Genomic DNA, 22,298 nt, shown 5'->3' with positions numbered 1-22,298 from the left:
GCGCATAACAAAAAACAGGGAACTCCCGAACCATGAAAACGCCCCATGTTTCACTCCCACGGCCCGAGGACGAAAACCTTGGCGTCGGCGCGAATATGGCTTACGGCCTGCAACATGTGTTGACCATGTACGGTGGCATCGTCGCTGTGCCACTGATCATCGGTCAGGCCGCCGGTTTGTCACCGGCGGACATCGGCCTGTTGATCGCGGCGTCATTGTTCGCGGGGGGGCTTGCAACATTGTTGCAAACCCTTGGCCTGCCGTTTTTCGGCTGTCAGTTGCCTCTCGTGCAGGGCGTTTCGTTTTCCGGGGTCGCGACCATGGTGGCGATCGTCGGCAGCGGCGGAGAAGGGGGGTTCCAGGCCATCCTCGGAGCGGTGATCGCCGCGTCCTTGATCGGCTTACTGATTACTCCGGTGTTCTCGCGAATCACCCGGTTCTTTCCGCCGCTGGTCACTGGCATCGTCATCACCACCATTGGCCTGACCTTGATGCCGGTAGCCGCTCGCTGGGCGATGGGCGGCAATAGCCACGCCGCCGATTTCGGCAGCATGGCCAATATCGGTTTGGCCGCCGTCACCCTGGTCCTGGTGCTGCTGCTGAGCAAAATGGGCAGCGCGACGATCTCGCGGCTGTCGATTCTGCTGGCAATGGTCATTGGTACGGTCATCGCCGTATTCCTGGGCATGGCGGACTTTTCATCCGTCAGCCAAGGCCCGATGTTCGGCTTCCCCACACCTTTCCACTTTGGCATGCCGACTTTTCATGTCGCGGCCATTCTGTCGATGTGCATCGTGATCATGGTGACATTGGTGGAAACGTCCGCCGATATCCTCGCGGTGGGCGAGATCATCGACACCAAAGTCGACTCCAGGCGTCTGGGTAACGGCTTGCGGGCCGACATGCTGTCGAGCATGATCGCGCCGATCTTTGGCTCTTTCACCCAGAGCGCCTTTGCCCAGAATGTCGGGCTGGTGGCGGTGACGGGGATCAAGAGCCGTTTCGTGGTGGCAACTGGCGGGGTATTTCTGGTGGTACTCGGCCTGCTGCCGTTCATGGGCCGAGTGATCGCGGCGGTGCCGACTTCGGTGTTGGGCGGTGCCGGTATTGTGCTGTTCGGCACCGTGGCTGCCAGCGGCATCCGCACGCTGTCAAAAGTCGACTACCGCAACAACGTCAACCTGATCATCGTCGCCACCTCTATCGGTTTTGGCATGATTCCCATCGCCGCGCCGAATTTCTACGATCATTTCCCGAGCTGGTTCGCGACAATCTTCCATTCGGGCATCAGCTCTTCGGCGATCATGGCAATCGTGCTGAACCTGGCCTTCAATCACTTCACCCGGGGTAACTCGGATCAACAGTCCGTATTCGCCGCCGGTACCGAGCGGGTGTTGCGTTATCAGGACCTGGCGGCGCTGCGTGAAGGCGACTACTTCAGTGACGGCAAGCTGCACGACTGCGATGGCAACGAGATTCCGGTGGTGTCGGAGGCAGCCCATGCACCGGTAGAGCATGGCCCGGTACGATTGAAAAGCAGCGAGCACGTCTAGCCTCGTGACGACGGCGCTTGCTCGGCTTTATGTCTCTTAATAAAGAAAGGCCTGTGATCGAGGATCACAGGCCTTTCCTTTTGCCTCAGAGACTGATCACCAGCGCCCGTAATGACCGCGCGGTGGGCCGTAGTAATAGCCCCGTGGTGGCCCGTAATACACCGGCGCCGGACGATAGTAGACAGGGCGCTCGATGTAGACCGGCTGTGGCTGGTAGTAGACCGGTGGCGGCTGCTGCACATAAACCGGTTGTGGCTGGACGTACACCGGTTGCTGCACGTAGACCGGACGATCACGGTTGATGATCGCTGAGCCGACGATGGCCGAACCAACGATTGCGCCAAACACGGCGGGCCCCTCCCAACCACCTCGACCATGGGCGGATGCCTGGCCGGTGACCGCGAGTGCCCCCATGAGCAGGGCGATGATGGGGAGTTGACGGTTCATAACGATTCCTCGTTTTGGCCCCGGCGCCTGTGGTCTGCAACAGACCCGAATGAGGGTCGCGGGGATACTTGCTCTGACAGCGATTTTTTCAGAATTTGCCGTGCCGTTGGGTAAATATTGTGTAAGGTCTGTAGCGGTTTCTTTACTGCAAGGAGTCACGCATGCAGATCAACCCCAACAAAGACACTCAACTGTGCATGTCACTATCGGCGCGCCCTGGGAACTTCGGCCTGCGCTTTCACAATCACCTGTATGAGCAACTGGGGCTGAATTTTTACTACAAGGCATTCAGCAGCCAGGACTTGCCCGGTGCTGTAGGCGGCATCCGCGCCTTGGGCATCCGCGGGTGCGGGGTGTCGATGCCGTTCAAGGAAGACTGCATCGCCCTGGTCGACGAACTCGATCCTTCCGCCGCCGCGATCCAGTCCATCAATACCATCGTCAACACCGATGGCCATTTAAAGGCCTACAACACCGACTACATCGCGATCGCCCAATTGCTGCAAACCCATGCGGTGCCCAAGGGTTCAACCTTTGCTCTGCGCGGTAGCGGCGGCATGGCCAAGGCCGTGGCCAGCGCCTTGCGCGACGGTGGTTACTCAAACGGTTTGATCGTGGCCCGCAACGAAACCGCCGGGCGAGCCTTGGCCGGCTCCCTGGGTTACGAGTGGCAGGCTGAACTGGGGCAGCGACGGCCGCAGATGCTGATCAACGTCACGCCGATCGGCATGACCGGTGGCCCGGAAGCCGATCAACTGGCGTTCGAGCCCGAGACCATTGCAGCGGCCGAGACGGTGTTCGATGTGGTGGCGATCCCGTCGCAAACGCCGCTGATCGTGCGCGCCCAGGCTGAGGGCAAACGGGTCATCACCGGGCTCGAAGTGATTGCGATCCAGGCCCTGGAGCAGTTTGTCCTGTACACCGGCGTGCGGCCCAGCGCGGAACAATTCAAGAAGGCCGTGGCGTTCGCTCGATCCTGATTACTCCAGTCGCGCCAGCCGTTCTTCCAACGCGGCGATCCGCGCTTCGAGTTCTTCGATGCGCTCCAGCGACACGCCGCTGCCGGCACCACGCTCCACGGGATGCTGGCGGGCGGCGAGGATCGCTTCGATATCCGCCGGGTCGCCCATGGCGTGCATGTAACGGTCTTCCCGCTGGCCGGGCTGACGCGGCACCAACAGCGCCAAGCCACGGGCGATCAGCCGTTCAAGCTGATGCACCACCTGTTCGGTGTCTTCGAAATCGTGCATCCGCCCGCTACGGGTCAGCAGTTCATTGACTGTCTGCGGGCCGCGCAAGAACAGCAACCCCATCAGAATCACTTGGGCCGGCACCAGCTCCAGGGCCTTGTCGACCCGATGCTCCCAGCGGTCGGCGCGGCTGCCCATCACCAGTTTGGTAAAGCCGCGACCTTCCAGCGCACGCAGGCTCTGGCCGACCTGGCCCGGATTGAGGTTCATGACCGGCTCACGGCTGGTCTTCTGGTTGCAGGCCAGCACCAGGGCGTTGAGCGTCAGCGGGTAGGTCTCGGGGTTGGTGGCCTGCTTTTCGACCAGCGCGCCGAGAATGCGGATTTCCGTGCTGTTGAGCCGCGGTTCTTCGGCCGGGCTTTGTTCTTCGATACTCATCGCGCGTTCCCTATGCTGTGGAAGCCGCCTAGCCTAATCCTTGCGCAATAAAAGACAAGGTGCGCAACAAGGCGTGGCTATAATCGCACCCGTTTGATTTGTCCTTTCCTGCCACCTGCATGAGATCGCCATGACTATTTCCCTGTACGCCGCTTCCATCCCGGTTTTCAAGCAGATGCTCAACGCCCTGAGTGATGTCCTGAACAAGGCTGAAGCCCACGCCACTGCGAAAAACATCGACCCGAACGCGTTCCTGCAAGCCCGCCTGTACCCTGACATGTTCCCTCTGGTACGCCAGGTGCAGATCGCGGTGGACTTCGCCAAAGGCGTGTCCGCGCGTCTGGCCGAGCTTGAAGTGCCGAAATATGACGACAGCGAAACCACCTTTGCCGAACTGCAAGCCTTGATCACCAAGGTATTGGCGTTCATCGACGGCATCAGCCCCGAGCAGATCGACGGCAAGGAAGGCATCGAAATCGTCACCCGTCCGGGCACGCCGAAAGAAAAACGCTTCACCGGCCAGAACTACCTCCTGACCTATGGTCTGCCGCAGTTCTTCTTCCACGTCACCACCACCTATGCGCTGCTGCGCCACAATGGCGTGGAAGTGGGCAAACGCGACTACATGGGCGCGTTCTAAACCCGCCAGCATGAAAAAGCCCGGGACGGTGTGGGCCGTCCCGGGCTTTTTTGTGGCGGTCTGTTTACACGGTGGCTGTGCCATCGCTATCGCGAGCAGGCTCGCTCCCACATTGGATTTGTATCTGCCACAAACCCTGTGGGAGCGAGCCTGCTCGCGATGACGGTCATACCTCCAGCGCCGCTGTCAGGCCACGCGTTCGCGCTTCTCTTCCTCACCCAAGCAAGCCGCCGCGGTGAACAGCACATCGGTAGAGGAATTGAGCGCAGTCTCCGCCGAATCCTGCAGGACACCGATAATGAAGCCCACGGCGACCACCTGCATGGCGATGTCGCTGGGGATACCGAACAGGCTGCATGCCAGGGGAATCAGCAACAGCGAACCACCGGCCACGCCGGACGCGCCGCAGGCACAAATGGCCGCGACGACGCTCAGCAGCACGGCGGTCGGCACGTCCACCACGATACCCAGGGTATGCACCGCCGCCAGGGTCAGTACGGTGATGGTAATGGCGGCGCCGGCCATGTTGATGGTCGCGCCCAGCGGGATCGATACCGAATAGGTGTCTTCGTGCAGGCCCAGGCGTTTGCTCAGTTCCAGGTTCACCGGGATATTCGCCGCCGAACTGCGGGTGAAGAATGCGGTAATGCCGCTCTCGCGCAGGCAGGTGAAGACCAGTGGGTACGGGTTGCGACGCAGCTTCCAGAACACGATGAGCGGGTTCATCACCAGCGCCACGAACAGCATGCAGCCAATCAGCACGGTCAACAGGTGAAGGTAGCCCAGCAACGCGCTGAAACCTGAGGTTGCCAGGGTCGAGGCCACCAGGCCGAAGATCCCCAGCGGGGCGAAGCAGATGACCACGCGCACGATCACGGTCACGCCGTTGGACAGATCCCCGAGCACGGTACGGGTGGTTTCGCCAGCATGCCGAATGGCAATGCCCATGCCGATGGCCCAGGCAAGAATGCCGATGAAGTTGGCATTCATCAGGGCGCTGACCGGATTGTCCACCACGCTGAGCATCAAACTCTGCAGTACTTCGCCGATGCCGCCGGGGGCGGTGACGGCGACGTCATGGGACACCAGGACAAGGTTGGACGGAAACAGGGTACTGGCAACCACTGCGACCACTGCGGCGGCGAAAGTGCCGAGCAGGTACAGGAAGAGAATGGGCCGGATATGGGTTTCCTGACCGTGCTTGTGGTTGGCGATCGACGCCATGACCAGCACGAACACCAGGATCGGTGCCACGGCCTTGAGCGCTGACACAAAGACCTTACCGATGAAAGCGGTGGACTTGGCAAGGTCCGGTGCCAGCCACGCCAGGATGATGCCGGCGATCAGACCGATGACGATTTGCGTCACCAGGCCGGTGCGTTTGAGGCGGTGTAGAACGGAAGGAGACAAAGCAGTCATAACGGCATCTCTGATTTTTTTTGTGTGCAACGGTCGACCCCTCAGGGCAACAGGCGGGCAGGCCACGTGAGCGGGACCGAAAAGAAAGTACAGCGTTTGCAGGCCGCGGACTTTATCACAGCCCGCGGAAAAACCTGACGGACCTGTGACGATCCGTCGCTTGGGCGTTCACACGCGTTTGTCTGAGGGGCGCATTCTGTTAGGCTTTGGGCCAATCCCCTTTCTACTCTGCCAGCGACCCTTTTGGGCTGACGCTGGTGTCGTTGTTTTGCTGGAGTTCTGCATGTTGTCTGTTTTTCTGTTGTCGGCGGCTGGTTTTACAGTGCTGACCACCGAATTCATCATCGTCGGCCTGTTGCCATCCATTGCCCGCGACCTGCAAGTCACGATTGCCCAGGCCGGGCTGCTGGTCACGCTGTTTGCATTTACCGTGGCGGCATTCGGGCCGTTCCTGACCGCCTGGTTCGCCCGCTTTGAGCGGCGCAAGCTGTTTATCAGCGTGTTGGTGATGTTTGGTCTGGCCAACACACTGGCGGCGCTGGCCCCCAATATCGGCGTAATGGCCGTCGCCCGATTGATCCCAGCCTTGGGGCTACCGGTGTTCTGGGCATTGGCCAGTGAAACGGCAGTGGACATTGTCGGGCCGCAGTTTGCCGGGCGGGCCATCGCCCGGATCGGGTTCGGCATTGTCTGTGCCACGGTGTTCGGTATTCCGGTAGGCACGCTGATTTCTGATGCGTTCGGCTGGCGCAGCGCCTTCGCCATCCTGGCGTTCGTTGCGTTCGCCAAGGCCTTGCTGCTGTTTGTCTACCTGCCCAAAACCAATCTGCATCAGCACCAGGTCAGTTTGCGCTCGCAACTCAAGATATTGCGCAGCCCGTTGATGCAGGGCCATGTGCTGCTGTCGATCCTGGTGTTCAGCGGCATGTTCACCGCGTACACCTACCTGGCCGATATCCTCGAGCGCCTGGCCGGGTTCGACGGCACACTGGTGGGCTGGTGCCTGATGGGCTTCGGGGCCGTGGGGCTGGTGGGTAACTCTCTGGGCGGCCGCGCGGTGGACCGACACCCTTTGATCGCCTCGATGGTGTTTTGTCTGTTCCTGATCGGCGGCATGGTGGCGCTGGTGCCGAGCATTCATTCGACCGTCGGGCTGGCGGCAGCGATGGGCATCTGGGGAGTGACCCAGGCGGCCCTGTTCCTGGTCAGTCATGTACGACTGATGAAGGCCGCGCCTGAGGCTCCAGCCTTTGCCGCATCGCTGAACATCGCCGGGGCCAATCTGGGAATTGGCTTGGGGGCGATGGTCGGTGGGCGCGTCATCGATACCCTGGGCCTGGGCAGCGTTGGTTTTGCCGCGTCCGGGTTCATCCTCATATCGATCCTGCTGGCGTTATTGCTGATGACCTTCAAGCCCCGTGCCGCCTGCGCGCAGTCCTAAGCGCTGAACAGCTCGCGTCGGGCCCCTTCGGCGATGGCGACGATGCCCGGATGGCTGACCTTGCGCTCCACGGAAATGGCATAGAACGACTCGCTGACCGCATCGGTCTGGCCGATCACCTGTACGCCGTACTGACGCTGAACTTCTTCGGCGATCACGCTCGGGCCGATGAAAATTCCGCTGCCTGATTGCCCGAAGGCCTGCATCAGCGCGCTGTCGTCGAATTCGCCGACGATGCGTGGCTGGATCTGTTGCTCGGCGAACCAGCGTTGCAAGCGGCTGCGTACCACGGTTTCGGCACCTGGAATCAGCAGCGGGGCGTCATTCAGGCTGCGGGGGAAATCCTGCCCATAGCGCTCGGCCAGCGCAGCGGTGGCAAAGAAGCTGATCCCGCACTCTCCCAACTTCTGGCTATAACCCTTGATGTCCAGGTGGGTCGGCATCGGGCTGTCGGAAATCACCAGGTCCAGGCGCTGGATCGCCAGGTCCGCCAACAGCCGCTCGAGTTTGTCTTCGCGGCAGGTGATGCGCAGCGGCTCACTCAGCTCCATGGTCGGCGCCAGCAGTCGATAGACGATGGACTTGGGCACCACGTCCGCCACCCCGACCCGGAACAGCGTCTGCTGCTCATTGGGTTGCGCCCGGAGCATAAGCTCCAGTTCGCCACCCAACTGGAACATGTGTTCGGCATAGGGCAGCGTCTGGCGGCCAGCCTCGGTCAGTTCCAACTGTCGCCCGACGCGGCGAAACAACTTGATGTTAAAGGTTTGCTCGAGCAGCGAGATCTGCCCGCTGATGGTTTGTGGTGTCAGGTTCAGTTGCTCGCAGGCCCGCACAATGCTGCCGGTCTTGGCCACCACCCAGAAGTAATGCAACTGTCGGTAATTGAGCATAAGGCACACCGATTCGTAAAAATCGAAGTATAACCGCTGAAAATACGAATTTTCCTGAAGTATTCACCTCTCTAGAATGCCGGGCCATCGGTGAGCCACCTTTGGTGCTCTGTTTAACCCTGAGAGGCATTTATCCATGACGTACAAAACCCTGGGTTTGGCGGCCTTGTTGGCAGTGTCTTCAATCGCCCTCGTTGGCTGTGAACAGGCCGAAAAAAGTGCCCAGCAGTTGATGGGGCAAGCCGCGGAAACGGCCAAGCAGGCAATCGATGACACCCATAAGGCTGCGGAACAGGCGATCAGCGAGGCCACTGGCGGGTTGATCAGCCCCAAGAAGAAGCCGGCGGATGAGGCTGAAGAATCCGAAACCTCCACCCAAACCATTTAACCCCGTCATATCGAGTCAGGACTGACCCATGGATTATCTTTTACAACTCGCTGCCAGCCCCACTGCATGGATCGCGCTGGCGACTCTGGTCGTCATGGAAATCGTGCTCGGCATCGATAACCTGATCTTCATTTCGATCCTGACCAATAAACTGCCCGAACAGCACCGCGCCAAGGCGCGGCGTATCGGCATTGGCATGGCGCTGATCCTGCGCCTGGGCTTGTTGAGCACCATTGCTTTCATCGTGCAGTTGACTGAGCCGGTTATCGAAATCCTCGGTCAGGCATTCTCCTGGAAGGACATGATCCTGATCGCCGGCGGCCTGTTCCTGCTGTGGAAAGCCACCACCGAGATCCACCACAGCATGGACCCGGCACCGAATGATCCGAAATCCGCCACCTCCGGCGTGACCCTCGGATTTGCCGCTGCGATCGGTCAGATCCTGATGCTGGACCTGGTATTTTCCATCGACAGCATCATTACCGCCGTGGGCATGACCGAGCATCTGCCGATCATGATCATCGCCGTCGTGATCTCGGTGTTGGTGATGTTGCTGGCGGCCGAGCCGCTGGCCAAGTTCATCAACGACAACCCGACAGTGGTCATGTTGGCGCTGGGCTTCCTGATCATGATCGGCATGACGTTGATCGCCGAAGGCTTTGGTGCTCATGTGCCCAAGGGCTATATCTACGCAGCCATGGCGTTCTCGGCAGCGATTGAGGTGTTGAACATGATGTCGCGTCGTCGTCAGCAAAGGGCGTTGGCTGACAAAGCCTGATTACAGGCACTCAAAAGCCGCCCGGGTCCATGCCCGGGCGGCTTTTTTTTTGGATTTTTGAAGGGCGGCGGGCCGGTCAGTGTGCGGCGGCGTGGCGCCTGGCCGGTTTTGGTGCTTTTTCCGCCCGCGCTGGTCGTGGCGCAGGATGATGGCGGCGTGCAATGCGCAAAACGCCCCACAGCATGGCTGTGGCGACGCTTAACCAGCCGAATATCAGCATCAGGATTGTTGTGGTCAGGCTCATCTGTGCCTCCTTCTGCCCAAGTTCAGGGCGACGCACTCGTTACAATGGACAGTCTAGTCGCTAAAGTGTTGCAGGGAATCGATCGGTATTGATGACAGACGGACCGCTTCGTTCTATCGCCGCGATGGGACTGCTGTTTAAGGCTATACCCACGTCTGTCTGCACCTTATGATCGACGGCCCTTGCCTGGCCCGATGTCGGGTGCCTTAACAAGAGAGTCCTAATGTTTCCGGTAATTTCCTCTTTTCGATCACTGGTACTGGTGACGGCCTGCCTGGCGGCCCTGGCGGGTTGCGCAGGCAGTGTGTCGCCGCAGATTCAGCGCCTGCCCGAGCGGGTGGAACTCAACAGCGTGCCGTTTTTTCGCGGTGAGATGTACCAGGGTGGCCCCCAGTCGCTGGCCAGCCTCTTGACGCTGCAAGGCACGGTAATCACCCCGGGGCTGCTGGAGAAGCCTCTGCATCTGCCGGAAGGCGAGGCTCATTTGCAGCAGAACCTGCAGACCCTGGCGCGAGAGTATGGGCTGGTGGTGTACCCCCTCGACAGCGAACTGCCGGCACTGTTGGAGCAAGTCGCGGCAGGTTATCCCGTGTTGGTGCGCTATACGGAGGGGTCGGCTTTCTGGTCTGGGCCCAGATACGGCATTCTCGTCGGTTATGACCGCCAAAAGCAGACGGTCTTGCTGCGATCAGGGATGAACCGGCGGCTGCTGATGAGCTTCAGTGGGTTTGAGTCGGCTCTCAAGGATGCTGGAGGCTGGGCGGTATTGGTCCAGCGACCTACGCAGCTCCCGGCCAAGGTAGACTCTCAGCGCTGGCTGAAAGCTGCGGGCGAACTGGCCGGGGCAGGGCAGGAGCAGGCAGCGGCCCGGGCGACTCAAGCCCTGAGCGGCGCACACTGATCTCACCCCCGTTCGTCACTTGTCGGGCACCACCCGCCATGCCAGAGGCTCCTAACCTCAGGGCCGGAATATCCGGCCCATGCTTGCGAGGAGAAAAGCATGGCACAGTCGAAAACACCTACGGGGCCACATTCTTCCGAACATTCTTCTGGCGATGATTTGGGGTTTGATCCCGACTCGCCGGATCTCGGCGATCCTCAAGTCGATCCGATAGGCCCCGCCAAGGCGCCTCTGGACGAAGAGGATGAGCAGGAGGAGCCCGGTTCCAGAGCGTATGACCCGTTGGGTGATCTAAAACCTTGAATAAAACAAAGCCCCGATGAGTCGGGGCTTTGTTTGCCTGGTTAATTAATTCGACGCTTCGACTACACCGGTTTGGCGGCTCTTGAGGTTCTTGGCCGCCTTGTATTGAAGGGCCGCGGCAGGGACGCTGGCGCTTTTGCCGGTTTCCACCCAGCTACGGATCCGGCTGGCATCGGCGAAGTGGGTGTATTTCCCAAACGCATCCAGCACCACCAAGGCCATCGGTCGATTGCTCATTTTCGTCACCAGTACCAGGCAGTGGCCGGCCTGATTGGTGAAGCCGGTCTTGGTCAGTTGGATGTCCCAGCCAGCCTTATGGACCAAGTGGTCGGTATTGCGAAAGCCCAGGCTATAAACCGGTTTGCGGAAGGTTACGGTCTTTTCCTTGGTGGTACTCAGTTCGCTCAGCAATGGATATTTGCGTGCCGCGATCAGCAGTTTGGTCAGGTCCCGGGCGGTGGATACGTTGTGAATCGACAGGCCTGTGGGTTCGACATAGTGGGTGCTGCTCATGCCCAGCGCCTTTGCCTTGGCGTTCATGGCCGCGATGAACGCTGCGTACCCGCCCGGGTAGTGGTGGGCGAGGCTGGCGGCGGCGCGGTTCTCCGACGACATCAGGGCAATCAGCAACACGTCCCGGCGTGACAGTTCGCTGTTGAGCTTGACCCGGGAAAATACCCCCTTCATCTCCGGTGTATTGGCGATGGTCATGGAGATGTATTCATTCAGATCCTGCTTGGCATCCAGCACGATCAGACCGGTCATCAATTTGGTCACCGAAGCGATGGGCACCACTACGTCGGGATTGCTGGCATAAACGACTTTATTCGTCTGCAAGTCCAGCAGTATCGCGCTGCCCGAGGCGACTTGCAGTTTTGAGGTGTCTCGCGGGGTGGCGATGGTTTCCTGCGCCTCGACATTCTGCGTGATAAAGGTACCTGTGAAAGCGAAGAACAGGCTGAGGATAGAAAGACGGATTTTCACGCGAGTAGACTCGATAGAGTTGAAGGTGCCGTGCAGCAATGGCTTGTTAAAAAAGCGCTGCATTTTATGAGTATGGGCGACGACAGCGCCATATGCCTGTACCGCCGGGGCTTGCGATTAAATAAAGTTTAATGAAGGGCGCAAAAACTCCTGTGGGAGCGAGCCTGCTTGCGATAGCTGTGTGTCAGTCAGCATGGATGAAGGCTGAGACAAAGCTATCGCGAGCAGGCTCGCTCCCACAGGGATTGGAACTGCGCTGAAAAGGCGTATCAGCTATGCAGCGTTTCCGCCGCATACAAGGTGTTTTCCAGCAGACAGGCACGGGTCATCGGACCTACGCCGCCAGGGACTGGAGTGATCCAGCCTGCACGGGGCAGGGCGGTTTCGTAGATCACGTCGCCGACCAGCTTGCCATCGTCCTGGCGGTTGATACCCACGTCGATGACGATGGCGCCTTCCTTGATCCACTCGCCCTTCACCAGGCCAGGCTTGCCGGCGGCAACGACCACCAGGTCGGCGCGGCCGACGTGTCCAGCCAGGTCCTTGGTAAAGCGATGGGTCACGGTGACGGTGCAGCCGGCCAGCAGCAACTCCATGGCCATCGGACGGCCGACGATGTTGGACGCGCCAACCACCACGGCATCGAGACCGTACAGGTCCACGCCGGTGCTTTCCAGCAACGTCATGATGCCTTTGGGGGTGCAGGGGCGCAGCAGCGGGATACGCTGGGCCAGGCGACCGACATTATAAGGATGGAAGCCGTCGACATCTTTGTCCGGGCGGATACGCTCCAGCAGTTTGGAGGCGTCGAGGTGTTCAGGCAGGGGTAGTTGGAGCAGAACGCCGTCGATGTTCGGGTCGTCGTTCAGGCGATCAATCAGATCAGCCAATGCTTGCTGAGTGGTTTCGGAAGGCAGGTCGTAGGCCTGGGAAAGGAAGCCGACCTCTTCACAGTCTTTACGCTTGTGCGAGACATAAACCTGAGAGGCAGGATCGCTGCCGACCAGGATCACCGCCAAGCCGGGCGTGCGCAGGCCTTGCTGGCGACGCTCGGTGACTCGTTGGGCGATCTGCTGGCGCAGGCTGGCGGCGATCGATTTGCCGTCGATAAGTTGTGCAGTCATTGCGCGTGGTTAACCATCGAGAGGGGAAAAAAAGAGAACGCATTCTCGCATGCCGAGGCGTGAGGGCAAAGGCGCTTGGTCTGCAAATTCCCCTAACCCCTTTAATTAAATGAATTTTTTTTAAAAAAGAGTTGACGACCTATCAGGCCGTCTATAACATTCGTCGCACTTGTCGGGCACAGCCTAGCACTGGTTAAGAAGGTGGAGCAGAGTTGGTTGTTTTAACTCGGTAACACTGAAAGCACTTAGTTTGTAATCGTCCAAGAATACAGATTAAAAAGGCGCCCGTAGCTCAGCTGGATAGAGCATCCGCCTTCTAAGCGGATGGTCGCAGGTTCGAGTCCTGCCGGGTGCGCCAATTAGGCAGCTTTGGCACAAGTAAGGCAACAAGGCAATATGGTGGGCGTAGCTCAGTTGGTAGAGCACGGGATTGTGACTCCCGTTGTCGTGGGTTCGATCCCCATCGTCCACCCCATATTCTAGAAAGGCGCCAGATTAACAGTCTGGCGCCTTTGCTTTAAAAGCTTGATACGCGGATGTGGTGGAATTGGTAGACACACTGGATTTAGGTTCCAGCGCCGCAAGGTGTGAGAGTTCGAGTCTCTCCGTCCGCACCATACAAGTCGCTATTTAAATAGCAGAGAACGGCGCAGTACCTGAAGAGGGCTGCGCCGTTTTTGTATTCATGATTTTTTTGTCGCCGACCCTGGTTCAGGGTTGTGCGGGGTGCCCGGGTCATCACGATTGTGTTTCCTGATGATGCGCGGCATGCCCGTTGGTCTCCTCGCGAGACCGGATGCCGGGCGCGCGGGTTTGCTGCTCCTATATATAGAAGCATTGACCCAGAGCCTTGCAGCGACCGACTGTATTTGCAATCCGGGCGAGGCATGACCGTATGTCCGCTCCTAAATTCGGCGCCTGTTTCCAGCCCTTTTTCAGTAGGGTGACTTCTTGAGTTTGACCTACTAGAATGCATGCCCTTGATTCTGGGGTCGGAAACGCCCGGCCAACGTCTGTGCAACGAGGAATATCCATGCAAGTTTCTGTTGAAAATACTTCTGCTCTTGAGCGCCGCATGAGCATCACCGTGCCGGCTGAGCGCATCGAGACTCAGGTCAACAAGCGTCTGCAGCAGACTGCCCAAAAGGCCAAAATCCCAGGTTTCCGCCCAGGCAAAGTGCCAATGAGCGTGATCCGTCAGCGTTATGAAGCTGACGCACGTCAGGAAGCCGTGGGCGATGTGATCCAGTCTTCGTTCTACGAAGCGGTCGTCGAGCAGAAGCTGAACCCGGCCGGTGCTCCGTCCGTCGAGCCTAAAGTGCTGGAAAAGGGCAAGGACCTGGAGTTCATCGCCACGTTCGAAGTGTTCCCTGAGTTCACGGTTGCCGGTTTCGAGTCCATCTCCGTCGAGCGTCTGAGCGCCGATGTTTCGGATGCCGACCTGGACAAGATGCTGGACATCCTGCGCAAGCAGAACACCCGTTTCGAAGTGGCCGATCGTGCTGCCCAGAACGAAGATCAACTGAACATCGATTTCGTCGGCAAGGTCGACGGTGAAGTGTTCGCCGGTGGTTCCGCCAAGGCTACTCAGCTGGTGCTGGGCTCTGGCCGCATGATCCCTGGCTTCGAAGATGGCCTGGTTGGCGCCAAGGCCGGTGAAGAGCGCGTTCTGAACCTGACCTTCCCTGAGGACTATCAGAACCTGGACCTGGCTGGTAAAACCGCCGAGTTCACCGTGACCGTCAATAGCGTTTCCGAGCCGAAACTGCCAGAGCTGAACGAAGAGTTCTTCGCCCAGTTCGGCATCAAGGAAACCGGTCTGGAAGGTTTCCGCGCCGAAGTTCGCAAGAACATGGAGCGTGAGCTGCGTCAGGCCATCAAGTCCAAGGTCAAGAACCAGGTCATGGACGGTCTGCTGGCCTCCAACCCGATCGAAGTGCCAAAGGCTTTGCTGGACAACGAAGTGAACCGTCTGCGTGTACAGGCTGTTCAACAGTTTGGCGGCAACATCAAGCCGGACCAACTGCCCGCTGAGCTGTTCGAAGAGCAAGCCAAGCGCCGCGTTGTGCTGGGCCTGATCGTTGCTGAAGTGGTCAAGCAGTTCGAACTCAAGCCTGACGAAGCCCGCGTTCGCGAGCTGATCCAGGAAATGGCTTCGGCCTATCAGGAGCCTGAGCAAGTCGTGTCCTGGTACTACAAGAACGACCAGCAACTGAACGAAGTCCGTTCGGTTGTGCTGGAAGAACAAGTTGTGGATACTGTTCTGCAGAAAGCTAGCGTGACCGATAAAGCGGTCTCTTACGAAGAAGCGGTCAAGCCGGTGGAAGCTCCACAAGCCGATTGATCGTTCTGCGGTAAGAAATACACACCCATAAGCCAGCCTTCGCGCTGGCTTATGCGTATTCAAGACATAACTATTTGGGAGTGACTGCGAGACATGTCCCGCAATTCTTTTTATCAGCAGAGCTCTGACATCCAAGCCGCAGGCGGCCTGGTCCCGATGGTTATCGAGCAGTCTGCCCGTGGCGAACGTGCCTATGACATCTACTCGCGTCTGCTCAAGGAACGCGTCATCTTCCTGATCGGCCCCGTTGAAGACTACATGGCCAACCTGGTTGCGGCGCAACTGCTGTTCCTTGAAGCGGAAAACCCGGACAAGGATATCCATCTGTACATCAACTCACCTGGTGGCTCGGTGACAGCAGGCATGTCGATCTACGACACCATGCAGTTCATCAAGCCTGACGTTTCCACCATCTGCATCGGCCAGGCCTGCAGCATGGGCGCATTCCTGCTCGCCGGTGGCGCAGCGGGCAAGCGTCACTGCCTGCCTAATTCGCGCATGATGATTCACCAGCCGTTGGGTGGTTTCCAGGGGCAGGCGTCGGATATCGACATCCATGCCAAGGAAATCCTCCACATTCGTTCGCGCTTGAACTCGCTGCTGGCCCATCACACCGGCCAAAGCCTCGAAACCATTGAGCGTGACACCGAGCGTGACAACTTCATGAGCGCTGAGCGTGCGGCCGAATATGGCCTGATCGACTCCGTGATCAACAAGCGTCAAATGCCTGCCTAAGCCGCTCAAAATGCAGGTGGTTGGGATGACCGGCCGCCTGCGGGCTTGAAAAAGCCCGCAATTGCCTTCATCTTGTGTTGCAAGCCTATCGGATTTGGATCGATCGAATGACTGACACCCGCAACGGCGAGGACAACGGCAAACTGCTTTATTGCTCCTTCTGTGGCAAAAGCCAGCATGAAGTACGCAAATTGATTGCCGGCCCCTCGGTCTTCATTTGCGACGAGTGCGTCGACCTGTGCAATGACATCATCCGCGAGGAGGTGCAGGAAGCCCAGGCCGAAAGCAGCGCGCATAAGTTGCCTTCGCCTAAAGAAATCAGCGGCATCCTTGATCAATATGTCATTGGTCAGGAGCGCGCGAAAAAGGTACTGGCCGTAGCGGTGTACAACCACTACAAGCGCCTGAACCAACGTGACAAAAAGAATGACGAGGTCGAACTCGGCAAGAGCAACATCCTGCTGATCGGCCCGACAGGCTCGGGTAAAACCCTGCTTGCCGAAACCCTGGCCCGTTTGCTGAACGTTCCATTCACCATCGCCGACGCAACCACCCTTACCGAGGCGGGTTATGTGGGTGAGGATGTCGAGAACATCATTCAGAAACTGCTGCAGAAGTGCGATTACGATGTGGAAAAGGCCCAGATGGGTATCGTCTACATCGACGAAATCGACAAGATTTCCCGCAAGTCCGACAACCCGTCCATCACCCGGGATGTTTCCGGCGAGGGCGTGCAGCAGGCCTTGCTCAAGCTGATCGAAGGTACCGTGGCTTCCGTTCCGCCTCAGGGTGGTCGCAAGCATCCGCAGCAGGAGTTCCTGCAGGTCGACACGCGTAACATTCTGTTCATCTGCGGTGGCGCGTTCTCCGGCCTGGAAAAGGTTATTCAAAACCGTTCCACCCGTGGCGGCATTGGTTTCAACGCCGAAGTGCGCAGTAAGGAAGAGGGTAAGAAGGTCGGTGAATCCCTGCGTGAAGTCGAACCTGATGATTTGGTCAAGTTCGGTCTGATCCCGGAATTCGTGGGTCGCTTGCCGGTCCTGGCGACGCTGGACGAGTTGGATGAAGCTGCACTGATGCAGATTCTGACCGAGCCGAAGAATGCCCTGACCAAGCAATATGCCAAGCTGTTCGAAATGGAAGGTGTAGACCTGGAGTTCCGTTCCGACGCGCTGAAATCGGTTGCCAAACGAGCCCTGGAGCGTAAAACCGGTGCCCGTGGGTTGCGCTCGATTCTGGAAGGCGTATTGCTGGACACGATGTATGAGATCCCCTCGCAGTCTGAGGTGAGTAAAGTCGTGATCGATGAAAGCGTTATAGAAGGTAAGTCCAAGCCTTTGTATATCTACGAAAACAAAGAGCCGGCTGCCAAGGCCGCGCCGGACGCTTAAGCGTCCCGGTGCCGGAATAAAGAAGGGGCCTTCGGGCCCCTTTGCTTTTTGCGCGTTTTAGACGTGTCTTTGCGCTTGTTTTTTTTCAAGGCTGCCCCCATCTTGGTTTCAAGCTTACTTCCATCTGTTTCCGGCCTTGTGGCCGCCGTAGAGGCGAAATCATGAAGACAACCATCGAATTGCCTCTCCTGCCATTGCGTGATGTCGTGGTTTATCCGCACATGGTTATCCCGCTGTTCGTGGGGCGCGAGAAGTCTATCGAAGCCCTCGAGGCTGCGATGACGGGTGACAAGCAGATTCTTCTGTTGGCGCAGAGAAATCCTGCTGACGATGATCCCGGCGAAGACGCACTTTATCGCGTAGGCACAATTGCAACAGTTCTGCAGCTGCTCAAGCTGCCCGACGGCACCGTCAAGGTCCTGGTCGAAGGTGAGCAGCGTGGCACGGTCGAGCGTTTCAGCGAAGTGGACGGCCATTGCCGGGCCGAAGTGTCGCTGATCGACGAAGTGGACGCGCCCGAGCGTGAGTCTGAGGTGTTTGTCCGCAGTCTTCTGTCGCAGTTCGAACAATACGTGCAGTTGGGCAAGAAGGTGCCTGCTGAGGTCCTGTCGTCGCTTAACAGCATCGACGAACCTGGGCGGCTGGTCGATACGATGGCGGCCCACATGGCCCTCAAGATCGAGCAGAAGCAGGAAATTCTCGAAATCATCGATTTGTCTGCCCGTGTCGAACACGTGCTGGCACTGCTGGATGGCGAAATCGACCTACTGCAGGTCGAGAAGCGCATTCGTGGTCGCGTCAAGAAGCAGATGGAGCGCAGCCAGCGCGAGTACTACCTGAATGAGCAGATGAAGGCCATTCAGAAGGAACTTGGCGATGGTGACGAAGGGCACAACGAAATCGAAGAGCTGAAAAAGCGCATCGATGCCGCCGGCCTGCCCAAGGATGCACTTGCCAAGGCCCAGGCCGAGCTGAACAAGCTCAAGCAAATGTCGCCTATGTCTGCCGAAGCCACTGTGGTGCGCTCCTATATCGACTGGCTGGTTCAGGTGCCGTGGAAGGCGCAAAGCAAGGTCCGTCTGGACCTGGCCCGCGCCGAAGATATTCTCGATGCCGACCATTACGGTCTGGAAGAGGTCAAGGAACGTATCCTCGAATACCTCGCCGTGCAAAAACGCGTGAAGAAAATTCGCGGGCCGGTACTGTGCCTGGTGGGGCCTCCCGGGGTCGGTAAAACATCGCTGGCAGAGTCGATTGCCCACGCGACCAATCGTAAATTCGTGCGCATGGCCCTCGGTGGCGTGCGCGATGAAGCGGAAATTCGGGGGCATCGCCGCACTTATATCGGGTCGATGCCAGGAAGATTGATTCAAAAGATGACTAAGGTTGGCGTGCGCAATCCGCTGTTTCTTTTGGATGAAATCGACAAGATGGGCAGCGATATGCGCGGCGATCCCGCTTCTGCGCTGCTCGAAGTGCTCGATCCGGAGCAGAATCACAATTTCAACGATCACTATCTGGAGGTCGACTACGACCTGTCGGACGTGATGTTCCTCTGCACCTCCAACTCCATGAACATTCCGCCAGCACTGCTGGACCGGATGGAGGTGATCCGTCTGCCGGGCTACACCGAAGACGAGAAGATCAACATCGCCGTCAAATACCTTTCGCCCAAGCAAATCCAAGCCAACGGCCTGAAAAAAGGCGAGCTGGAATTTGACGAGGAAGCGATTCGCGACATTATCCGCTACTACACTCGCGAGGCGGGTGTGCGTGGTCTGGAGCGGCAAATTGCCAAGGTCTGCCGCAAGGCGGTCAAAGAGCATGCGCTGGAAAAACGCTTCGCGGTCAAGGTTACTTCGGACCTGCTGGAGCACTTCCTGGGTGTTCGCAAATTCCGCTACGGCCTCGCCGAGCAGCAGGATCAGATTGGTCAGGTGACTGGCCTTGCGTGGACTCAGGTCGGTGGCGAGTTGCTGACTATCGAAGCGGCCGTGGTACCGGGCAAGGGTCAACTGATCAAGACCGGTTCGCTGGGCGATGTGATGGTCGAGTCGATCACCGCAGCGCTGACGGTCGTGCGCAGCCGCGCCCGGAGCCTGGGCATCCCCCTGGACTTCCACGAGAAGCGCGATACGCATATCCACATGCCTGAAGGGGCTACGCCCAAGGACGGCCCGAGCGCCGGCGTAGGCATGTGCACGGCCCTGGTATCCGCGCTGACCGGCATTCCTGTGCGCGCCGACGTCGCCATGACGGGTGAAATCACCCTGCGTGGCCAGGTATTGGCCATCGGCGGTCTGAAGGAAAAACTGCTGGCGGCTCACCGTGGCGGGATCAAGATCGTGATCATTCCCGAGGAGAATGTCCGCGATTTGAAGGAGATTCCTGACAACATTAAGCAGGATCTTCAGATCAAACCGGTTAAATGGATTGACGAGGTCCTGCAAATTGCGCTGCAATACGCGCCGGAGCCCTTGCCGGATGTGGCTCCGGAGATAGTCGCGAAGGAAGACAAGCGAGAGTCTGACTCTAAGGAAAGAATTAGCACGCATTAATACGCATTTGCCTGGGGGGCTTCCTTGACAGTTTTTTAGAGCCCTTGTTATAAAGCGGCTCTTAAGTGTCTGTAGGCCATTCAGCACTCGTTTTTGCTTTCACCAAAAAAACTTAGAATCATCTCAAATAGATATAAGGGGACTTAGAGTGAACAAGTCGGAACTGATTGATGCTATCGCTGCATCCGCTGATATCCCGAAAGCTGCTGCTGGCCGTGCGCTGGACGCTGTAATCGAATCCGTCACTGGCGCTCTCAAGGCCGGCGACTCCGTAGTTCTGGTTGGTTTCGGCACCTTCTCCGTGACTGATCGCCCAGCGCGTACCGGCCGCAACCCGCAGACCGGCCAAACGCTGGAAATCCCTGCTGCCAAAAAGCCTGGTTTCAAAGCTGGCAAGGCATTGAAAGAAGCTGTTAACGACTAAGGTTTCACCGAGTTTATCCGGGTCGGGGTCATGCCTGGCTTGGCAGCGGAGCGGTCATACAGCCGGTTTGTAGCCGGTGTGTCACGCCAGGACTCGCGGGTTTGAGTCCGGTCCGCTCCGCCAGTTACGAGAAGGCGCATCCTCGGATGCGCCTTTCTTCTATCCGGATTCTACCCACGCTCCACGGTTGCCTAAATTTGAAGTTCAACCGTTTCTGGGGGACGCATGCTGCAGAATATCAGGGACAATTCACAAGGCTGGATTGCCAAAACCATCATCGGGGTCATCGTCGTATTGATGGCGTTGACCGGTTTCGATGCCATTTTTCAAGCTACCACCAACAGTAATGACGCAGCCAAGGTCAACGGCGAAGAGATCAGCCAGAACGAGCTGAGCCAGGCGGTCGACATGCAACGCCGCCAGCTCATGCAACAGCTGGGCAAGGATTTCGACGCTTCGTTGCTGGACGAAAAAATGCTGCGCGACTCAGCGCTCAAAGGCCTGATCGATCGCAAGCTGTTGCTGCAAGGCGCGCAAGATTCGAAATTCGCTTTCTCCGAAGCGGCGCTGGATCAAGTGATCCTGCAAACGCCTGAGTTTCAGGTCGATGGCAAATTCAGCGCCGAGCGTTTCGATCAGGTGATCCGCCAGCTGGGTTACAGCCGCATGCAATTTCGTCAGATGCTGGCTCAGGAGATGCTGATCGGCCAGTTGCGCGCAGGTCTGGCGGGGAGTGGTTTTGTCACCGACGCCCAGGTGTTGGCCTTCGCCCGTCTGGAAAAACAGACCCGGGATTTCGCCACCTTGAATATCCAGGCCGACTCGTCGACGGTCAAACTGACCGATGATGAGGTCAAGGCTTACTACGATAAGCATGCCAAGGAATTCATGACGCCCGACCAGGTGGTCATCGACTACCTTGAGCTGAAGAAGGCTTCTTTCTTCGATCAGGTCAGCGTCAAGGATGAAGACCTGCAAGCGGCCTATCAGAAAGAAATCGCGAACCTGTCCGAACAGCGTCGTGCTGCGCACATCCTGATCGAAGTGAACGACAAGGTCACCGAAGCCGAGGCCAAGGCGAAGATCGAAGAGATTCAGGCTCGTTTGGCCAAAGGCGAATCGTTTGAGGCGTTGGCCAAGGAGTTCTCCCAGGACCCAGGTTCGGCGAACAGCGGCGGCGATCTCGGTTATGCCGGTCCGGGTGTCTACGATCCGGAGTTCGAAAAGGCTCTGTATGCGTTGAGCAAGGATCAGGTATCGGCACCGGTGCGTACCGATTTCGGTTTTCACCTGATCAAGTTGTTGGGAGTCGAAGCGCCTGAAGTGCCAACGTTTGCCAGCCTCAAGGACAAGCTTGTTCGCGAGCTGAAAACCCAGCAGGTTGAGCAGCGTTTCGTGGAGGCGACCAAGCAACTGGAGGATGCCTCTTTCGAAGCCTCCGACCTGGCACAGCCGGCTCAGGACCTGAAACTGACCGTCCACACTTCGGCGCCGTTCGGCCGTGAGGGTGGGGAGGGGATCGCGGCCAACCGCGCCGTGGTGACCGCCGCGTTCAGCCCGGAGGTACTGGATGAGGGTGCAAACAGCACCGCCATCGAGCTGGACCCGGAAACCGTGGTGGTGCTGCGTGCCAAGGAGCACCGCAAGCCCGAGCAAATGCCACTGGAAAGCGTGGACGGGGCCATTCGCGCTCAACTGGCGAAGGAACATGCCAGTGCGGCGGCCAAGACCCGGGCCGAGGAGTTGATTGCCGGTTTGCGCGATGGCAAGACGGCCCTGGATCAACCTGTCGAAGGTCAGAAATGGAAGGTCATCGAGGCGGCGACTCGAAGCCAGGAAGGGATTGATCCGGCGGTGTTGCAGGCATTGTTCCGGATGCCTAAACCCGAATCGAAAGACAAGCCGACGTTCAGCAGTGTGACGTTGCCCGACGGCAGTCTGGTCATCGTGCGTTTGAACGGCGTGAACGAAGCGGCGGCACCGAGCGATGAGGAGAAGGCGCAATACCGCCGTTATCTCGCTTCTCGTGTCGGCCAGCAGGACTTCGCTGCCTATCGCAAGCAGTTGGAGAGTGAGGCGGACATCGAGCGCTTCTAAGTGCTC

Annotated in this window: 21 protein-coding genes and 3 tRNA genes; 17 read left to right on the top strand and 7 right to left on the bottom strand. The window is 58.4% G+C overall.

What is annotated here, in order from left to right; all coding sequences use genetic code 11:
* Positions 1-32: 32 nt before the first annotated feature.
* Positions 33-1,553: a nucleobase:cation symporter-2 family protein gene (locus MKS85_RS19125; RefSeq protein WP_047228511.1), complete on the top strand. Its 1,521-nt coding sequence runs from the start codon at positions 33-35 to the stop codon at positions 1,551-1,553.
* 96 nt (positions 1,554-1,649) lie between these two features.
* Here MKS85_RS19125 and MKS85_RS19120 read toward each other — a convergent pair whose 3' ends face one another.
* Positions 1,650-2,000 (bottom strand): hypothetical protein, encoded by a 351-nt coding sequence (locus MKS85_RS19120; protein WP_047228510.1) that lies wholly within the window; start codon positions 1,998-2,000, stop codon positions 1,650-1,652.
* 161 nt (positions 2,001-2,161) lie between these two features.
* Between MKS85_RS19120 and MKS85_RS19115 the strand changes: the two genes are divergently transcribed.
* Positions 2,162-2,980 (top strand): shikimate 5-dehydrogenase, encoded by an 819-nt coding sequence (locus tag MKS85_RS19115; RefSeq protein ID WP_188251334.1) that lies wholly within the window; start codon positions 2,162-2,164, stop codon positions 2,978-2,980.
* On the opposite strand, the gene MKS85_RS19110 is transcribed toward MKS85_RS19115, so the two are convergent.
* Positions 2,981-3,628, bottom strand: a complete 648-nt coding sequence (locus MKS85_RS19110; protein WP_047228508.1) for a YceH family protein — start codon at positions 3,626-3,628, stop codon at positions 2,981-2,983.
* A 130-nt stretch (positions 3,629-3,758) separates the two neighbouring features.
* Between MKS85_RS19110 and MKS85_RS19105 the strand changes: the two genes are divergently transcribed.
* Positions 3,759-4,268, top strand: coding sequence for a DUF1993 family protein (locus MKS85_RS19105; protein WP_047228507.1), 510 nt, complete (start codon positions 3,759-3,761; stop codon positions 4,266-4,268).
* 186 nt (positions 4,269-4,454) lie between these two features.
* Here the strand turns inward: MKS85_RS19105 and sstT are convergent, their stop codons facing one another.
* Positions 4,455-5,687, bottom strand: coding sequence for a serine/threonine transporter SstT (gene sstT, locus MKS85_RS19100; protein WP_188251333.1), 1,233 nt, complete (start codon positions 5,685-5,687; stop codon positions 4,455-4,457).
* Between the two features lie 283 nt (positions 5,688-5,970).
* On the opposite strand from sstT, the gene MKS85_RS19095 reads away from it, so the two are divergent.
* The gene (locus MKS85_RS19095; protein WP_047228505.1) at positions 5,971-7,128 is read left to right on the top strand and encodes an MFS transporter; all 1,158 of its coding nucleotides are present in this window, start codon (positions 5,971-5,973) and stop codon (positions 7,126-7,128) included.
* On the opposite strand, the gene nhaR is transcribed toward MKS85_RS19095, so the two are convergent.
* Positions 7,125-8,021 carry a transcriptional activator NhaR gene (gene nhaR / locus MKS85_RS19090; protein WP_076383964.1) on the bottom strand — a complete coding sequence of 299 codons (897 nt, stop codon included), beginning with the start codon at positions 8,019-8,021 and terminating at the stop codon, positions 7,125-7,127. The two genes, MKS85_RS19095 and nhaR, sit on opposite strands and share 4 nt — an antisense overlap.
* Positions 8,022-8,157: 136 nt before the next feature.
* Between nhaR and MKS85_RS19085 the strand changes: the two genes are divergently transcribed.
* Both MKS85_RS19085 and MKS85_RS19080 read left to right on the top strand, forming a co-directional pair.
* Positions 8,158-8,409, top strand: coding sequence for a hypothetical protein (locus MKS85_RS19085; protein ID WP_107322275.1), 252 nt, complete (start codon positions 8,158-8,160; stop codon positions 8,407-8,409).
* A 28-nt stretch (positions 8,410-8,437) separates the two neighbouring features.
* The gene (locus tag MKS85_RS19080; protein ID WP_047228502.1) at positions 8,438-9,187 is read left to right on the top strand and encodes a TerC family protein; all 750 of its coding nucleotides are present in this window, start codon (positions 8,438-8,440) and stop codon (positions 9,185-9,187) included.
* Positions 9,188-9,263: 76 nt separating this feature from the next.
* Here the strand turns inward: MKS85_RS19080 and MKS85_RS19075 are convergent, their stop codons facing one another.
* Complete coding sequence (locus MKS85_RS19075) at positions 9,264-9,431, bottom strand: hypothetical protein (RefSeq protein WP_171061342.1); 168 nt, start codon at positions 9,429-9,431, stop codon at positions 9,264-9,266.
* A 223-nt stretch (positions 9,432-9,654) separates the two neighbouring features.
* On the opposite strand from MKS85_RS19075, the gene MKS85_RS19070 reads away from it, so the two are divergent.
* Complete coding sequence (locus tag MKS85_RS19070) at positions 9,655-10,332, top strand: peptidase C39 family protein (RefSeq protein ID WP_047228501.1); 678 nt, start codon at positions 9,655-9,657, stop codon at positions 10,330-10,332.
* A 99-nt stretch (positions 10,333-10,431) separates the two neighbouring features.
* The gene (locus tag MKS85_RS19065; protein WP_076383965.1) at positions 10,432-10,635 is read left to right on the top strand and encodes a DUF6021 family protein; all 204 of its coding nucleotides are present in this window, start codon (positions 10,432-10,434) and stop codon (positions 10,633-10,635) included.
* Between the two features lie 45 nt (positions 10,636-10,680).
* On the opposite strand, the gene pbpG is transcribed toward MKS85_RS19065, so the two are convergent.
* A complete protein-coding gene (pbpG, locus tag MKS85_RS19060) occupies positions 10,681-11,619 on the bottom strand; it encodes a D-alanyl-D-alanine endopeptidase (protein ID WP_076386598.1) in 939 nt (312 codons plus the stop codon).
* 269 nt (positions 11,620-11,888) lie between these two features.
* Complete coding sequence (folD, locus tag MKS85_RS19055; RefSeq protein ID WP_047228500.1) at positions 11,889-12,743, bottom strand: bifunctional methylenetetrahydrofolate dehydrogenase/methenyltetrahydrofolate cyclohydrolase FolD; 855 nt, start codon at positions 12,741-12,743, stop codon at positions 11,889-11,891.
* Positions 12,744-13,024: 281 nt separating this feature from the next.
* Between folD and MKS85_RS19050 the strand changes: the two genes are divergently transcribed.
* The 9 genes from MKS85_RS19050 to MKS85_RS19010 all read left to right on the top strand — a co-directional run bounded on the left by MKS85_RS19050 (position 13,025) and on the right by MKS85_RS19010 (position 22,292).
* Positions 13,025-13,101 (top strand) — tRNA-Arg (locus MKS85_RS19050).
* Between the two features lie 41 nt (positions 13,102-13,142).
* Positions 13,143-13,218 (top strand) — tRNA-His (locus tag MKS85_RS19045).
* Between the two features lie 57 nt (positions 13,219-13,275).
* Positions 13,276-13,360: transfer RNA gene (locus MKS85_RS19040), tRNA-Leu, on the top strand.
* 416 nt (positions 13,361-13,776) lie between these two features.
* Positions 13,777-15,087, top strand: coding sequence for a trigger factor (gene tig / locus MKS85_RS19035; RefSeq protein WP_092400570.1), 1,311 nt, complete (start codon positions 13,777-13,779; stop codon positions 15,085-15,087).
* A 93-nt stretch (positions 15,088-15,180) separates the two neighbouring features.
* Complete coding sequence (gene clpP / locus MKS85_RS19030) at positions 15,181-15,822, top strand: ATP-dependent Clp endopeptidase proteolytic subunit ClpP (protein WP_003183177.1); 642 nt, start codon at positions 15,181-15,183, stop codon at positions 15,820-15,822.
* A gap of 107 nt (positions 15,823-15,929) precedes the next feature.
* Positions 15,930-17,213: an ATP-dependent Clp protease ATP-binding subunit ClpX gene (gene clpX, locus MKS85_RS19025; RefSeq protein WP_047228498.1), complete on the top strand. Its 1,284-nt coding sequence runs from the start codon at positions 15,930-15,932 to the stop codon at positions 17,211-17,213.
* Between the two features lie 161 nt (positions 17,214-17,374).
* Positions 17,375-19,771 (top strand): endopeptidase La, encoded by a 2,397-nt coding sequence (lon, locus tag MKS85_RS19020; RefSeq protein ID WP_076383967.1) that lies wholly within the window; start codon positions 17,375-17,377, stop codon positions 19,769-19,771.
* 148 nt (positions 19,772-19,919) lie between these two features.
* Positions 19,920-20,195, top strand: coding sequence for an HU family DNA-binding protein (locus tag MKS85_RS19015; RefSeq protein WP_047228496.1), 276 nt, complete (start codon positions 19,920-19,922; stop codon positions 20,193-20,195).
* A 225-nt stretch (positions 20,196-20,420) separates the two neighbouring features.
* Positions 20,421-22,292 (top strand): SurA N-terminal domain-containing protein, encoded by a 1,872-nt coding sequence (locus MKS85_RS19010; protein WP_310663116.1) that lies wholly within the window; start codon positions 20,421-20,423, stop codon positions 22,290-22,292.
* The last annotated feature ends 6 nt before the right edge of the window (positions 22,293-22,298 follow it).

Origin of the sequence: Pseudomonas sp. JL2 (assembly GCF_031570495.1) — a bacterium.
Taxonomy (GTDB): Bacteria; Pseudomonadota; Gammaproteobacteria; order Pseudomonadales; family Pseudomonadaceae; genus Aquipseudomonas; species Aquipseudomonas rhizophila.
The sequence above is the reverse complement of the archived record's forward strand: the minus strand, read 5'-3'. Positions and strand labels throughout refer to the sequence as shown.

Excerpts from the sequence above, each read along its gene's own strand:
- MKS85_RS19125 (WP_047228511.1), top strand. The coding sequence starts at position 33 with ATGAAAACGCCCCATGTTTCACTCCCACGGCCCGAGGACGAAAACCTT.
- MKS85_RS19120 (WP_047228510.1), bottom strand. The coding sequence starts at position 2,000 with ATGAACCGTCAACTCCCCATCATCGCCCTGCTCATGGGGGCACTCGCG.
- MKS85_RS19115 (WP_188251334.1), top strand. The coding sequence starts at position 2,162 with ATGCAGATCAACCCCAACAAAGACACTCAACTGTGCATGTCACTATCG.
- MKS85_RS19110 (WP_047228508.1), bottom strand. The coding sequence starts at position 3,628 with ATGAGTATCGAAGAACAAAGCCCGGCCGAAGAACCGCGGCTCAACAGC.
- MKS85_RS19105 (WP_047228507.1), top strand. The coding sequence starts at position 3,759 with ATGACTATTTCCCTGTACGCCGCTTCCATCCCGGTTTTCAAGCAGATG.
- sstT (WP_188251333.1), bottom strand. The coding sequence starts at position 5,687 with ATGACTGCTTTGTCTCCTTCCGTTCTACACCGCCTCAAACGCACCGGC.
- MKS85_RS19095 (WP_047228505.1), top strand. The coding sequence starts at position 5,971 with ATGTTGTCTGTTTTTCTGTTGTCGGCGGCTGGTTTTACAGTGCTGACC.
- nhaR (WP_076383964.1), bottom strand. The coding sequence starts at position 8,021 with ATGCTCAATTACCGACAGTTGCATTACTTCTGGGTGGTGGCCAAGACC.
- MKS85_RS19085 (WP_107322275.1), top strand. The coding sequence starts at position 8,158 with ATGACGTACAAAACCCTGGGTTTGGCGGCCTTGTTGGCAGTGTCTTCA.
- MKS85_RS19080 (WP_047228502.1), top strand. The coding sequence starts at position 8,438 with ATGGATTATCTTTTACAACTCGCTGCCAGCCCCACTGCATGGATCGCG.
- MKS85_RS19075 (WP_171061342.1), bottom strand. The coding sequence starts at position 9,431 with ATGAGCCTGACCACAACAATCCTGATGCTGATATTCGGCTGGTTAAGC.
- MKS85_RS19070 (WP_047228501.1), top strand. The coding sequence starts at position 9,655 with ATGTTTCCGGTAATTTCCTCTTTTCGATCACTGGTACTGGTGACGGCC.
- MKS85_RS19065 (WP_076383965.1), top strand. The coding sequence starts at position 10,432 with ATGGCACAGTCGAAAACACCTACGGGGCCACATTCTTCCGAACATTCT.
- folD (WP_047228500.1), bottom strand. The coding sequence starts at position 12,743 with ATGACTGCACAACTTATCGACGGCAAATCGATCGCCGCCAGCCTGCGC.
- tig (WP_092400570.1), top strand. The coding sequence starts at position 13,777 with ATGCAAGTTTCTGTTGAAAATACTTCTGCTCTTGAGCGCCGCATGAGC.
- clpP (WP_003183177.1), top strand. The coding sequence starts at position 15,181 with ATGTCCCGCAATTCTTTTTATCAGCAGAGCTCTGACATCCAAGCCGCA.
- clpX (WP_047228498.1), top strand. The coding sequence starts at position 15,930 with ATGACTGACACCCGCAACGGCGAGGACAACGGCAAACTGCTTTATTGC.
- lon (WP_076383967.1), top strand. The coding sequence starts at position 17,375 with ATGAAGACAACCATCGAATTGCCTCTCCTGCCATTGCGTGATGTCGTG.
- MKS85_RS19010 (WP_310663116.1), top strand. The coding sequence starts at position 20,421 with ATGCTGCAGAATATCAGGGACAATTCACAAGGCTGGATTGCCAAAACC.